This window comes from Methanosarcina baltica, assembly GCF_055394095.1.
Window position 1 is genome coordinate 3,112,606 of record NZ_AP042463.1, and the last position, 14,410, is coordinate 3,127,015.

Annotated in this window: 13 protein-coding genes and 2 pseudogenes; 5 read left to right on the top strand and 10 right to left on the bottom strand. The window is 41.5% G+C overall.

Annotated features, from left to right (window positions below; translation table 11 throughout):
- The first annotated feature begins 62 nt into the window (after positions 1–62).
- Together ppsA and ACZ5QV_RS13615 are read left to right on the top strand one after the other, a co-directional pair.
- Complete coding sequence (gene ppsA / locus ACZ5QV_RS13610) at positions 63–2,474, top strand: phosphoenolpyruvate synthase (RefSeq protein WP_464600319.1); 2,412 nt, start codon at positions 63–65, stop codon at positions 2,472–2,474.
- A 201-nt stretch (positions 2,475–2,675) separates the two neighbouring features.
- A complete protein-coding gene (locus ACZ5QV_RS13615) occupies positions 2,676–2,816 on the top strand; it encodes a hypothetical protein (protein WP_464600320.1) in 141 nt (46 codons plus the stop codon).
- A 206-nt stretch (positions 2,817–3,022) separates the two neighbouring features.
- Here ACZ5QV_RS13615 and ACZ5QV_RS13620 read toward each other — a convergent pair whose 3' ends face one another.
- A complete protein-coding gene (locus ACZ5QV_RS13620; RefSeq protein WP_464600321.1) occupies positions 3,023–3,391 on the bottom strand; it encodes a hypothetical protein in 369 nt (122 codons plus the stop codon).
- Positions 3,392–3,534: 143 nt separating this feature from the next.
- On the opposite strand from ACZ5QV_RS13620, the gene ACZ5QV_RS13625 reads away from it, so the two are divergent.
- A complete protein-coding gene (locus ACZ5QV_RS13625; protein WP_464600322.1) occupies positions 3,535–3,657 on the top strand; it encodes a hypothetical protein in 123 nt (40 codons plus the stop codon).
- A gap of 31 nt (positions 3,658–3,688) precedes the next feature.
- Here ACZ5QV_RS13625 and ACZ5QV_RS13630 read toward each other — a convergent pair whose 3' ends face one another.
- Entirely contained in the window at positions 3,689–4,942 is a 1,254-nt protein-coding gene (locus tag ACZ5QV_RS13630) for a PKD domain-containing protein (RefSeq protein WP_464600323.1), read from the bottom strand.
- Positions 4,943–4,972: 30 nt separating this feature from the next.
- Positions 4,973–5,539 (bottom strand): Ig-like domain-containing protein, encoded by a 567-nt coding sequence (locus ACZ5QV_RS13635; RefSeq protein ID WP_464600324.1) that lies wholly within the window; start codon positions 5,537–5,539, stop codon positions 4,973–4,975.
- 182 nt (positions 5,540–5,721) lie between these two features.
- Here ACZ5QV_RS13635 and ACZ5QV_RS13640 point away from each other — a divergent pair.
- Positions 5,722–7,083: pseudogene (locus ACZ5QV_RS13640) on the top strand (IS1634 family transposase); the annotation flags it as partial.
- 90 nt (positions 7,084–7,173) lie between these two features.
- Here ACZ5QV_RS13640 and ACZ5QV_RS13645 read toward each other — a convergent pair.
- Positions 7,174–8,838, bottom strand: coding sequence for an IS1634 family transposase (locus ACZ5QV_RS13645; RefSeq protein WP_464599431.1), 1,665 nt, complete (start codon positions 8,836–8,838; stop codon positions 7,174–7,176).
- A 171-nt stretch (positions 8,839–9,009) separates the two neighbouring features.
- On the opposite strand from ACZ5QV_RS13645, the pseudogene ACZ5QV_RS13650 reads away from it, so the two are divergent.
- Positions 9,010–9,318 (top strand): annotated as a pseudogene (locus ACZ5QV_RS13650) (IS1634 family transposase); the annotation flags it as partial.
- Between the two features lie 28 nt (positions 9,319–9,346).
- Here the strand turns inward: ACZ5QV_RS13650 and ACZ5QV_RS13655 are convergent.
- The 6 genes from ACZ5QV_RS13655 to ACZ5QV_RS13680 form a co-directional block, all read right to left on the bottom strand.
- Positions 9,347–10,798, bottom strand: coding sequence for a hypothetical protein (locus ACZ5QV_RS13655; RefSeq protein WP_464600325.1), 1,452 nt, complete (start codon positions 10,796–10,798; stop codon positions 9,347–9,349).
- Positions 10,799–10,968: 170 nt separating this feature from the next.
- Positions 10,969–11,397, bottom strand: a complete 429-nt coding sequence (locus ACZ5QV_RS13660; protein WP_464600326.1) for an NlpC/P60 family protein — start codon at positions 11,395–11,397, stop codon at positions 10,969–10,971.
- A gap of 145 nt (positions 11,398–11,542) precedes the next feature.
- The gene (locus ACZ5QV_RS13665) at positions 11,543–12,244 is read right to left on the bottom strand and encodes a hypothetical protein (protein WP_464600327.1); all 702 of its coding nucleotides are present in this window, start codon (positions 12,242–12,244) and stop codon (positions 11,543–11,545) included.
- 113 nt (positions 12,245–12,357) lie between these two features.
- Positions 12,358–13,200, bottom strand: coding sequence for a hypothetical protein (locus ACZ5QV_RS13670; protein ID WP_464600328.1), 843 nt, complete (start codon positions 13,198–13,200; stop codon positions 12,358–12,360).
- Positions 13,190–13,948, bottom strand: coding sequence for a hypothetical protein (locus tag ACZ5QV_RS13675; RefSeq protein WP_464600329.1), 759 nt, complete (start codon positions 13,946–13,948; stop codon positions 13,190–13,192). The genes ACZ5QV_RS13670 and ACZ5QV_RS13675 overlap by 11 nt, the downstream gene beginning before the upstream one ends.
- Before the next feature lie 13 nt (positions 13,949–13,961).
- Positions 13,962–14,201: a hypothetical protein gene (locus ACZ5QV_RS13680; RefSeq protein ID WP_464600330.1), complete on the bottom strand. Its 240-nt coding sequence runs from the start codon at positions 14,199–14,201 to the stop codon at positions 13,962–13,964.
- Between the last annotated feature and the right edge of the window lie 209 nt (positions 14,202–14,410).

Consider the following 14,410-nt stretch of genomic DNA (forward strand, 5'->3'; position numbering starts at 1 on the left):
CCTTCCCAAACTCATTTCTTCTTTCAGCGCATAAACTAAATTATACGCCGGGGAGGATAAAAATGCAGGAAAGCAGATACATCCGCTGGTTCAGTGAAACCACGATAGAAGACGTGCCGCTTGTGGGCGGAAAGAATGCATCGCTTGGGGAAATGTACAGGGAACTTACCGGCCAGGGAATTAAGATCCCGAATGGCTTTTCAGTTACGGCCGAGGCCTACTGGCATTTGCTTGAGGAGGGCCAAATCCTTGATAAACTGAAAGCATCCCTGGAGGGCCTGGACATCTCGGACGTTCGGGACCTTGCCCTCAGGGGAAAAGAGGCCAGGGACCTGATCCTTGAGGCCGGGATTCCGGATGGGCTCTGGAGAGATATTAAAAACGCTTACGATCAGCTCTGCGAGGAATACGGGCCTGACGCTGATGTCGCTGTCCGGAGTTCGGCGACGGCCGAGGATTTGCCCACGGCCTCCTTTGCGGGGCAGCAGGAGACTTACCTGAACATCCGGGGCTACCCGTCCCTCAGGGATGCCTGTATTCGCTGTTTTGCATCCCTCTTTACGGACCGGGCGATTTCTTACCGGGTCACGAACGGCTTCGACCACTTCAAGGTAGCTCTCTCAATCGGGGTCATGAAAATGGTCAGGTCCGACCTCGCCTCAAGCGGGGTTATCTTTACCCTGGATACCGAAACCGGTTTTAGAGACGTCGTCTTTATCACGGGGGCCTATGGACTCGGGGAAAACGTTGTGCAGGGGCAGGTCAACCCTGACGAGTTCTATGTTTTCAAACCCACCTTCCGGGAAGGCTTCAGGCCCATCATACGGAAAAAGGCCGGGAGCAAAGAAATAAAAATGATTTATGGGCGGGGGGACTCGAAGGTGCTTACCCGGAACGTCGAGGTCCCGGAGGCTGAACGGGTGCGCTTCTGCCTGGACGATGAGGAGGTTCTGACCCTTTCCGGCTATGCTATTGCAATTGAAAACCACTACTCGAAAAAGTACATGGAGTCCAGGCCCATGGACATCGAGTGGGCCAAGGACGGGCAAACCGGGGAACTCTTTATAGTGCAGGCCAGACCCGAGACCGTCCAATCTCAGAGGCGGATGGACGTCCTTGAGACCTACGTGCTTGAAGAAAAGTCCGAAATCCTGGTCCGGGGGAGCAGCGTGGGAGACAGAATCGCCACTGGAAAAGCCCACGTTATCACGGACGTCTCGGATTTGCCCTCCTTTCGGCCGGGGGAAGTCCTGATTGCCGATACCACAACCCCGGACTGGGAGCCGGTCATGAAAACGGCTGCTGCTATTGTTACGAATAAGGGAGGACGGACCTGCCATGCGGCCATCGTGAGCCGGGAACTGGGGATTCCGGCGGTCGTTGGAGCGGGAGATGCAACCGAAGTCCTCAAAAACGGCATGGAGCTTACCGTGAGCTGTGCGGAAGGGGATGCGGGGTTTGTGTATGAGGGGGTCCTTCCTTTCAGGATAAACTCCCTGAGCCTGACGAAACTCGAACGGCCCAAGACCGAAATCATGATGAACCTCGGAAACCCAGACGAGGCCTTTGGTTTCTCCCAGATCCCGAACGACGGGATAGGGCTTGCCCGCCTGGAGTTTATCATAAACAGTTTCATCGGGGTCCACCCTATGGCCCTCGTCCACCCGGAAAAAATCAAGGATCCTGAAGTACTCCGGAAAATCGAGGAATTGACCCGGGGCTACGAGAGCCGGGAAGATTATTTTGTTGAGCGCCTTTCCGAAGGAGTCGGGACGATTACGGCCGCCTTTTACCCGAAACCCGTGGTTGTCCGCCTGAGCGATTTCAAGACCAACGAGTACGCGAGCCTCCTTGGGGGAAGCTATTTTGAGATGGAAGAAAACAACCCCATGATAGGTTTTAGAGGAGCTTCCCGCTACTTTGACGAGCGCTACAGGGAAGGCTTTGCTCTCGAGTGCAGGGCCATGAAAAGGGTCAGGGACGAGATGGGTCTGACGAACCTTATCCTCATGATTCCTTTCTGCAGGACCCTTGAGGAAGGAAAAAAGGTTCTCGCCGAGATGAAAAAAAACGGGCTTGTGCGAGGAGAAAACGGACTTTTAGTCTATGTAATGTGCGAGATTCCAAACAACGTCCTTTTAATCGACGAGTTCAGTGAGCTCTTTGACGGTTTTTCCATAGGCTCCAACGACCTGACTCAGTTAACCCTGGGGGTTGACCGTGACTCCGAACTCCTGGCCGCCGAGTTTGACGAGCGGGACCCCGGGGTCATGAAAATGATTTCCCTGGCCGTGCAGGGCGCAAAAAGAAATGGAAGGCACAGCGGGATCTGCGGGCAGGCCCCTAGCGACTATCCGGAGTTTGCGGAGTTCCTTGTAAGGGAAGGAATCGAGTCCATATCCCTTAACCCTGATTCCGTGATGAAAATCACCTTGAAGGTGCTGGAAGCGGAAAAGAAGCTTGAGAGAAGTTAATGAATGTTTTGAGTTTGTTTTCCCGGTTTTTATTTTTATAATATTAAGTTTGTGCATAACTATATATAATATTAAGTAGGAATTGTATTGGTGCTTACGTGCAAACAATCTCACAGTAGCGCACAGGTGTCAATATTTCAGAGTATATTTGAGTGGCTTCTTATTATCATATCCAGGATTTAGAAAAGGAGGACAGAAGAGATGACTTGCCTGAAAACCTGCCCGGAATGTGGTTCCAAACTTGAAAACCAGTCTTTTGTTGAATATCAGTATTGTAAGGTCTGCGGATACTGGACAAAAAAAGATACGGTAAGGCTTGAACCTTTCCTGATCCTGGAATGATGTGGAACATGACAGATTCTCCCGATACCTGCGTAGATGTGGGTGCATAACCTCTGTGTCGTCCATATTTTCTCCTGTTCAGCAAATCGCGGAATGTTAAAAAACAGAAAAACGAAAGCTTCCTCCATTGTTAAATATTTTGTGCAGACCTTTCCGGCTCTCAAGACCCGGATGATATGCTTGTTATTTTAGATATTATCGATGATTCATCCCCTTGACCCCTTTTTTGAATGCAAGGTTTTTTTAGAGGTTGCTCTTTCTAAACTTTCGGTATGTCGGATTTTTCTTACAAAATCTTTGACTATGGTGTAGCCGCCTTCAAATCCCATTTCCTGAATTTCCCGGTATAGTTGAGCAGCGGTAAAAGGCCCTCCGTTTACTTTTCGGATAATATATTCCCGGTATGGGTCAAGTTTGCTCTTCCTATACCGGTTTTTTGCTTTTGGGGGCTCCTCTGAATTGATGTACTTCTTGACAGTTTTTCGGGCATGGCCTGTCTGTCTGGCTATTCCACTGATGTTCCAGCCTTTTGAGTTCAGGTCCTGTATCAGAATCCATTCATCAATTTCAAGCATTTCAATGTCCTCTTTTTTTTGAATGTGCCTGATAAGAATAAGAAGCTTCCGGATATTCCTGGTTTGAGATGATATGGGTTCGGGGTATTTGGTCAGTAGAATCCGGAGTTTGGTGGAGGTTCCTGAATATCAGGAAACTGGGGGTGAGAAAAAGGATTGCTGATTATATAAAAAAGGAAATCGAAAGGCTTCACTCCATCCCTGGAGCAAACCCAATCAATAAAATAAAAAAGAAAGCTGCAAAAACAGCTTTTAATTTTGTTTAAATATTCTGGTGGTCAGCCGACTTCAGAAACTTCATTCCTCCGGGAGTGGGCCTGAATCCAGATCATTCAACCAGTAATAGATGATCTCTTGCAGTTCAGCTGTCGTTATTCGCTTACCCCCATCCGAACGGGGATCAATCCAGGAAATCCAGTTGGTCTCTGACTGTACACAAATATAGTTTTCTTTTGTTTCACAATCACTTTCTCCTGCATTGCTAACTGTGAGCGATACCGTATAGTCCCCTGAGCTAGAGTAAACATGTAAAGGATTTTCTTCAGTGGACACATCTCCATCTCCGAAATTCCATTCCCAGTTAAAAGGACCTCCTGTTGAAAGTGAAGTGAATTTAACTGTTAGAGGAGCTGAACCTCCTGTTTTATTTGAGCAGAAGTCTGCTTTGAGAATCATTTCATCTTTTACCCTAACTTCACTATCTCCGCCTGTATCCGTTGTCACTCCTGCTCCATTTACCTCTATGAGAGTATTGCCTGTGATATGATAACTTCCTTCTTCGGCATCTTCCGGGATGAAAACCGAATATTCCACGATTTTAACAGTACCTGCCTCAAAAGAGGTCATAAGCCAGACCCATTCAGTGGAACTGCCTGTGGTTCGCCTGGAATTAGCGTCATCGTTTTTGGATGTTAGAATCCAACCCTCAGGCAAAGTTTCTTTTAAATTAAATGAGGAGAGAGCTTCATTCAGGGTAAGCTCTACAGAAACATTGAATGTATCTCCCGGTTTTACTTCCTGATCCGGAATATTTCTGTTTGAAGTCAAGGGGGATTCAGAAATAGCTTTTTTTACCCTAACTTCACTATCTCCGCCTGTATCCGTTGTCACTCCTGCCCCATTTACTTCTATGAGGGTATTGCCTGTGATATGATAACTTCCTTCTTCGGCATCTTCCGGGACGAAAACTGAATATTCCACGATTTTAACAGTACCTGCCTCAAAAGAGGTCATAAGCCAGACCCATTCAGTGGAACTGCCTGTGGTTCGCCTGGAATTAGCGTCATCATTTTTGGATGTTAGAATCCAACCCTCAGGCAAAGTTTCTTTCAAATTAAATGAGGAGAGGGCTTCGTTCAGGGTAAGCTCTACAGAAACATCGAATGTCTCTCCCGGTTTTACTTCCTGATCCGGAATATTTCTATTACCTGTTAGCTCTCCAGCGGCCATGGAAGGTGTTGTGAACGTACTAATCAAAAGTATCAGAATACCTGCTACATCTATTAAGGTCCTGACCCATCTCCTCTGTTTCATATAAGCATTAATCTTCATACAATCCCTCCTTTCTAAGATTAAGCTGGCTCATTTATCCGCAGGCACATTATTCTGCCAGCAGTTTGCAAGGTATAGTAATCTAAGGGTTGTCATTTCAGCTCCTGTTTCTGGAACAGTTTCATCATTTTGCCAGGTATTTGCCGCTTTTAGCAGTTCAAGAGTTGATATTTTATCTCCCTCTTCCGAATCTGGATCGTTCCAGGGGTTCCAGTCAGAGGCTACGGGATTTACGGTAATCTGATCGGAGGCTGTTTTTTCTGTGTAACCTGTAAGAGAGGCTTTTGAGGAAATTGTATACGTTTGAGACCCTGAAACTACGGGAGCTTTATAGGTGGATACGAAATTTCCATTTGAGTCGGTTGTCCCACTTGAAGGAGTAAGACTACCTCCATTTACCGAAATTATCACTGTTGCTCCATATACAGGAGTATTCCCGGTAGAGGTGACATGCGTGGTTACTTCGGTACTCGATTCGGAATTCACAAGATCCTGAGCTTTAGATATTGTAACGTAGAGAGGCTTCTCAGGTGCATTTATTTTAAAGTTAGAATTACTTACATCCTCTCCTTTGTTCCCTGCCGCATCCTTTGCCACGACTTTTACTCAGCTTTCAAAGAAGAGCTATTTTTGCCTTGATTTGCCACAAAAATCAGTGGCAAGGAAGATCCGTTAAAAAAAATATTTGTAAGGCCTAAGTTCTAAATTACATTTAAAAAGCCTATTGTATCTGTTTTTTGAAGAAATATCTTTATATACGTAGAACCTAAATTTATATCATGGTTTTTTTAAAACAGAAAATAATCAACGGTAAAAAATACTGGTATATTATTAAAACTGGCAGAATTGATGGAAAAGTGAAAACTATATTTCAGATATATTTAGGCAATGCCGAAAAAATATTTGAAATGAAAAAACAGAGTGAATCATTGCCCTACATGAAACTGAAATCTTTTGAGTACGGCAAACTTGCCGCACTTCTTCATGTGAATGAAGAGCTTGGATTCGTTGACATAGTGAACAAGCACACTATGAAAAAATCAATCGATGGTTTAAGTGTCGGAGAGTATCTTTTACTTGATATAGTGGGGAAATCTCATGGAGTTTTAAGTGAAAACGGTATTGGGGAATGGTTCAAAAAATCGGCCTTATCTTTTAAGTGGAAATTCCCTCATAAATTAAATTGTCAGAATTTTTTGAATCATATGAATTACATTGATTCCGACACAATGAAAAATATTGAAGACGATTTGTGCCGAGTTCTCATCGAAAAAGGACTAACCCCTTCAGTACTGTTTGTGGATGAATCAAACTGGTTCACTTATGCTACCAATTATGATGAAAAAAGTGAATTGCTTCATAAAGGGTATAACAAAAAGCATCGTAAAGACAAAAATCAGGTATCTGTAGCGCTGGCTGCTAATGATTACAACTTACCTTTTATTCACGAGACATATCCAGGAAATGTGCATGATTCAGAGGAATTTTCAGGTCTGGTTGACAAAATAGTAAACCGTCTAACCGAATTGAATATTTGTTCGGAAGACCTTGTTCTTGTTTTTGATAAGGGAAACAATTCAAAGGACAACATTGAAAAAGCAACTTCAAAGATGAATTTTGTAGGGGCTGTAAAAGCAAATCAGGCAGATGATCTTCTTGAAGTGCCATTATCTAAATATCAATTTTTATATGAAAGCTCAGAAGGCCACAAAATTTATGGCTATCGGACAAAGCATCAGTTTTACGGGACAGAATTTACAACAGTAATTACTTTCAATGAAGGAACTCACAAACTTCAAAAAAGAACTTGTGAGTCAAATATGTCAAAAATAACTGAGAATCTGGAAGACCTACAGAGGAGACTGGAAAGCAACAGAGGAAAAGCAAGAAACAGGAGCAGTGTAGAAAAAGAGGTTGCAGACATTATTATCAAAAAATACAGAAGTATGGTGAAATATGAAATTACTGATGCTCCTGAAGGTAAGAAAAAACCTCAGTTAAAGTTCTGGATTGACGAAGAGAATAAAAATAAGCGCGAAAATTCATTAGGAAAAAATATACTATTTACAGATAAGCACCGTTGGCACACTAAAAAAATTGTGCAAACATACAACAATAAAGGCGCTATAGAGGATGATTTTAACTTTACTTTCAAAGATGCATGTTTTTCCGTTATCAAGCGGCTTTGTTTGTGTGGGCCTAAGGAATGAATAATCCTACTGATGACGTTTTTATTGGGGTGGCAGGTAATTACCCAGGTTCAAGAAAGAAAATAATGATGCTTGCTTTGTACTCATCTCTTCCAGAATAATATTACACTTATTTGATTCTTTATCCTGGATAACTGCCAGCCTAATTTCGGACAAATTTTCAATTAGTCTTCTCATAGAAAGACCATATCTCTTTGTCTCCCAGGCTAAATATCTGTAGAAAAGTAAGCCAATTATAGACAGAAATACGTGAACTTTGATATTTTCATCTTTGTGGTGGTACACCGGTCCCACAGGGACAAGCAGGTGATCATTCAATAGCTTAAAATCATCCTCTATAGCGCCTTTATTGTTGTATGTTTGCACAATTTTTTTAGTGTGCCAACGGTGCTTATCTGTAAATAGTATATTTTTTCCTAATGAATTTTCGCGCTTATTTTTATTCTCTTCGTCAATCCAGAACTTTAACTGAGGTTTTTTCTTACCTTCAGGAGCATCAGTAATTTCATATTTCACCATACTTCTGTATTTTTTGATAATAATGTCTGCAACCTCTTTTTCTACACTGCTCCTGTTTCTTGCTTTTCCTCTGTTGCTTTCCAGTCTCCTCTGTAGGTCTTCCAGATTCTCAGTTATTTTTGACATATTTGACTCACAAGTTCTTTTTTGAAGTTTGTGAGTTCCTTCATTGAAAGTAATTACTGTTGTAAATTCTGTCCCGTAAAACTGATGCTTTGTCCGATAGCCATAAATTTTGTGGCCTTCTGAGCTTTCATATAAAAATTGATATTTAGATAATGGCACTTCAAGAAGATCATCTGCCTGATTTGCTTTTACAGCCCCTACAAAATTCATCTTTGAAGTTGCTTTTTCAATGTTGTCCTTTGAATTGTTTCCCTTATCAAAAACAAGAACAAGGTCTTCCGAACAAATATTCAATTCGGTTAGACGGTTTACTATTTTGTCAACCAGACCTGAAAATTCCTCTGAATCATGCACATTTCCTGGATATGTCTCGTGAATAAAAGGTAAGTTGTAATCATTAGCAGCCAGCGCTACAGATACCTGATTTTTGTCTTTACGATGCTTTTTGTTATACCCTTTATGAAGCAATTCACTTTTTTCATCATAATTGGTAGCATAAGTGAACCAGTTTGATTCATCCACAAACAGTACTGAAGGGGTTAGTCCTTTTTCGATGAGAACTCGGCACAAATCGTCTTCAATATTTTTCATTGTGTCGGAATCAATGTAATTCATATGATTCAAAAAATTCTGACAATTTAATTTATGAGGGAATTTCCACTTAAAAGATAAGGCCGATTTTTTGAACCATTCCCCAATACCGTTTTCACTTAAAACTCCATGAGATTTCCCCACTATATCAAGTAAAAGATACTCTCCGACACTTAAACCATCGATTGATTTTTTCATAGTGTGCTTGTTCACTATGTCAACGAATCCAAGCTCTTCATTCACATGAAGAAGTGCGGCAAGTTTGCCGTACTCAAAAGATTTCAGTTTCATGTAGGGCAATGATTCACTCTGTTTTTTCATTTCAAATATTTTTTCGGCATTGCCTAAATATATCTGAAATATAGTTTTCACTTTTCCATCAATTCTGCCAGTTTTAATAATATACCAGTATTTTTTACCGTTGATTATTTTCTGTTTTAAAAAAACCATGATATAAATTTAGGTTCTACGTATATAAAGATATTTCTTCAAAAAACAGATACAATAGGCTTTTTAAATGTAATTTAGAACTTAGGCCTTACAAATATTTTTTTTAACGGATCTTCCTTGCCACTGATTTTTGTGGCAAATCAAGGCAAAAATAGCTCTTCTTTGAAAGCTGAGTTTAAGCTATTGAATGATCACCTGCTTGTCCCTGTGGGACCGGTGTACCACCACAAAGATGAAAATATCAAAGTTCACGTATTTCTGTCTATAATTGGCTTACTTTTCTACAGATATTTAGCCTGGGAGACAAAGAGATATGGTCTTTCTATGAGAAGACTAATTGAAAATTTGTCCGAAATTAGGCTGGCAGTTATCCAGGATAAAGAATCAAATAAGTGTAATATTATTCTGGAAGAGATGAGTACAAAGCAAGCATCATTATTTTCTTTCTTGAACTTGGGTAATTACCTGCCACCCCAATAAAAACGTCATCAGTAGGATTATTCATTCCTTAGGCCCACACAAACAAAGCCGCTTGATAACGGAAAAACATGCATCTTTGAAAGTAAAGTTTTATTCTGCAGTTTTCGGAGGGGTCTGATGGAACGGTCCATTGATAACTTCCATCATTCGGTTCACTGGTTGTGACCTGTTTCCAGGTTGAACCACCGTCAGTGGAATAAGATATATCAATGGAAGTCACTCCTTTATTGTCGGTTGCTGTCCAGAAAATATAATGATCTGTAGTGCACTCCCAATTTTCTCCACCTGATGGAGAACTAATTATCACTGAGGGAGCTGTATTGTCCGTTTCACGGATTTCAAACTGGTGGGACCCGTAATTACCCCAATTTTCGGCTTGATCCTGGGCTTTGACATAGAAAGTATGAATTCCTTCCTGTTGCACTGGCAGGGTTACGGATCTTGAAGTCGTCCACTGGTCCGATCCGCTGTCTACCTTATAATAGTAACCTGCAATTCCGCTTGAATCTGAGGGAGCATTCCAAGAAAAAGTAGGTGTGGTATCTTCATTGGGTCCTGAAACTTCATCGTCAGGCGAAGGAGGTGAAGGTGGGGTACTATCAATTTTTATTCTGTAATAGTCTGTACTTCCCCAGGTTCCCATGCTGTCCTTTGCCTTTATGTGGAAGTACCAGGTCCCGTCTGCCTGGTTCGAATATGATTTACTGGTTCCTGTTGTCTCAACTGTTGTATCGGGTATTGTTGAAGAAGAGTGATCAAGAATGTAACTATATCCTGCAATTCCGGATGAAGTTGAGGGAGTTGTCCACCTGAATGAAGGGTCGTTGTTTTTGTACGGGATATTTTGATTGGGATGCGTTGAAGAAGAGATCGAAGGCGTTCCAGGGGGAGAAGGTAAAACCGGAGCATCTGACTTGGTCTTAAAGTCATTGTTTGAAGGATTGTAAACACCTATATTGTCATCTCCATCTCCATCCCAGTCTCCAATTATTGGTTTACCGATGGTATTTTGATACTCATATTCATCAAGATCAAAATTATGTCCATTTAAACGAAGATAAAAGTGGAAAGTGTTTGTGTTCTGGCAAGGATCATTTTCCCTCATTATACCCAGATCGTCCTTCTTATCCCCGTTCCAGTCACCGATAATTGGTAAATCACCTGCCTCTCCAAAATTAACATTTTCATTAAGAGCTGTTACAGACGAAGCCCCTAAATTTAATTTATACAGGTAAAATACGCAATTGCTGGAATAAAAACCTCCAACATCATCGTCGCCATCTCCATCCCAATCCCCTGTAATAGGTATATTTTCAGGATAAGGCCCAAATAGTATTGATTTATCCGCCTCTCCAACCCTTTCACTCAAATCATTCCAATGTCTGGTAATAAGGAAGAAATAAGAATTTCCTTCATGGTCTGGTCGGTAAATGCCTATTTCGTCATAGCCGTCACCGTTCCAATCCCCAATAACGGGCAAATCTCCTCTTTCTCCAAAAATTACTGTTTTCCCATTAAAAATAAACTCGTTGGTTTCGGGATCGAAAGTTCCTTTTATATCATTCCCATCTTTATATAAATCGCCAGCAAGTGGGGTTTTTTCAGAGGCTGTATCAGTTATTGAGGGCGTTAGTGGAGGATATGCCCATCCTATGTAGAGGATATTGAATCATATTGTGATTTTTTTACTGAACCGTAGGCATGAATAATTTGTCCATTACCTAAAGATAAACCAACGTGCCCCCAATTTTTGTAAACTCCATCTATCGTTCCATACCAGTTATAAAATACGAAAGCACCTCTTGGTGGCAAATCTTTATTATTTTCGGCATGTAATGCATCTGCGGCTGCTTTTGCATATCCATATCTTTGTATATTCGAATTAGCACCTGTTTGATAAGCATCCTGAACAAATTTTAAACACCAATAATTATAACCAGTTGAGCCCATATAAGACTCTGACCATTCAATGGCTTCTGCTATTCGTTCGTCTTCTGCAGAAGCAACAGACATACTCATTACAACTCCTAATAGTATAATCGCTGTAATGCATACTTTTTTGATCGATTTATTTCTCATATTTCCCCCTTGACGTCAAATGTGCCGTCAGGTTTCAGAATTTGAAATTTTTTGTCCTGATGATTGGATTTAATGTCAATAGCAGTTCTAAATACACCCGGCATTTTCATGGTAAGTAAATACAACCCAATGTAGTTGATTTACTTTATTCAGAGAGTGGCCCCGCAGTCAGATCATTCATCCAGTAATAGATAATCTCCTGCAGTTCAGCAGTTGTTATCCGCTTACCCTCATCCGAACGGGAGTCAAACCAAGAAATCCATTCTCCTGAATCGTAAAATACCTGGACCTTGACTGTTTTTTCGTTGCCTGCAAAGTCTTTTGCAACAACTACGACGCTGTTTTCACCTTCAACAAGTTCGATTTCAGCACTCCATTCTTCTTTACCGGATGCAGGAACCCCATTTACGCTAACTTCCATAAGCCCAGAATTGTCAAAAGCCGTTCCTGAAACCGTAATGAATCGATCAGACACATTTTGTCCCTGCAATGGATAATTGACAGTAAGCTCAGGGGCTTTCAGGTCAGAAGAACTTACAGCAATACTTCCGTTGCTGATTTCAGGAATTATGAGTGTCCCGCTTTCATCATTCAAAACGGCATAAGAAAACAGAATATCTGTGTTCCCGCCCGTAATCCCTCTAAAAGTGATTTTTGCCAGAACGGCCTTGTTTTTGTTTACGGCCTCAGAGTCAGCGGCGATCAGTTTAACCCAGCCTTCCGAATTATTGATTAGTGATTGTGGATTTCCAAAATCACCGGAAGTTATGTTTTTCGCAGTGACTATATCCGGGTCAAAAGAAATCTTTACAATGCCTCCTGCCACAATTTCAGCATCATTGACCACTACAGGAACTGAAACTTCCGAATCCAGATTTACCGAATAGTCTCCAAGGCTTACACTCTGCGCAGAAGCGGATGAAATAGTACATAAAAGTAAAAAAAGGAGGGAGAGGTTCTTCATGGCAAGAACTCCAGAATCCTTTGCATCAAAATTGTTACATCGCCACTGTCGAGTCTTCCATTGTTATTGAAATCTCCAAAAAGGAACCCTTTACCCTCCGGGTTCACAAGATAACCCTGAACCGTATCATTTTCCAAGTCCCAGACATCAACTATTCCGTCTCCGTCAGCATCAGTAAAGTTCCCCTCAACATAATAGAAAACTTTGATACTATCGTTTCGGCTGTAAGATGTGTTGGTTACAGCTTCCACGGTTATCGTATTGACACCGATTGAAAGCGGGACTTCAGCACTCCAGGAAGTGTTACCGTTTGCAGGAACCCCGTTTACGCTCACATTCGTGACATTGTTTGGAGACAGGGCGCTACCGTGCACGGTTACCGGGGAATTGAGAACAATATCCCCATTATGTGGAAAATCAATTGTCAGCTCCAGGTTTTTCTTTTGAATATTGTCTGTATCTTCAAGTGGTTTATATGCGATATAATCTGCATATTTCACCACAATTATGCCAGGACTACCTTCAAGGTGTTCAACTTCAGCGACTTTTTCAAGTGAACTGGAGGCAATCACGTCGGCATACTTGACTACCATTACACCTGGATCACCTTCAAGGTGTTCAACTCCAGCGGCTTTTTCAAGTGAACTGGAGGCAATCACATCAGCATACTTGACAACCATTACGTCGGGTTCACCATCAAGATGACCAACTTCAGCAGCAGCATCTAACGTCAGGTTCCAGACGTAATCAGCATCTATAACCGAGATTTCCTCTGCGTTAGCCACAGTCGTGTTAATTAAGAATAATAAAATAATTATTCCCACGACTTTACTCTGCATACTCCAGCACCAAACCTACTCTTCCGGTTGCATCGTCATCTGTTTTTATTGTTATTATTTGTTCTACACCATTCTGGACCTGTCCGGTGAATGAACCATAATTCGTGTCCGTTGTAGCTAAATAACTTATTGAAACTCCATTCAAGTATGCATAACTTTTGCCGTAATTGGAATTAGATGTATATTCATCTTTATTGTAGTGTGACCAATCAACTGCATAAGTCTGGAAAGTGGTAGGAATAGTAAACTTGAAAAAATTTGTTCCATGTTGAATGGACTCGGTAATGATCATCATTTTGTTCGCATCTTCATACCTGAAATCATAGTATTTTACCCCGCTCGAGGTTCCTCCAACTGCTGTAGCTACTTGTCCTACAGCCTTGCTTAATGTGGTCGAAGATACAGCGCCACCACTGTAATAAGCCCAAGGCAATATCCAGCTTGAAGGCCTTTCATTGGGATAGTAAGCTACCACCCATCCATCGGTGCTTACGTAGACATGAGGGTATTCTTCTTCGGCATGCAAATAAAGGGCAACTGTGCCTATTATATAATCTGGGGTTTCCCTTTCAATACTTGAAAAAGCAGATTTTGCAGAATTTAAATCAATACCGCTTGGTTTAGCATGAACATAAGCAGAAATTCCTGCCTCGTCTGCCGGGAAATCAACTGCTGCACTGGCACTCCCCATCAGGAATAAAATACCTAAAAGTGCAAGTGGTATCAATAATCTCGTTCTAATTTTCAAAAGTTATCACTCCTTAATCAATAAATGGCGGTTTTTCAAGAGAAATTGCAACAGGGCCTGAAGAAGCGTTTTTACTTCTGTTGAAGTCCTCTTCCGAAGAAACCGTGGTGTTCTCTTCAGGATTTTCCAGACTGCCTGTGCTGCTGTTATTCAATGATCCGTATTCGGCTCCTTTTTGCTCTGAATAAGTATTCTCATAGGCCGGAAACGTTAGTACAACTATGAATAGTATAAGAAAAAATCCTATTTTCAAATACAGTTTTATCCTTTCACCTTCTTCAGTATTTTATCCAAAAAATTCGTTTTTTCGGGGCGTTTGAGTTCATTTCCCGGCAGTAAGAGACTTATTTTGTGAACAATCGGGATTTTTATTCAATGATTAGTGAGTTATTCCCCTTTTTACATCCCCATTCTACATATTCCGATGATTATGGAATACATCTAAACATTTCAAGAAACCAT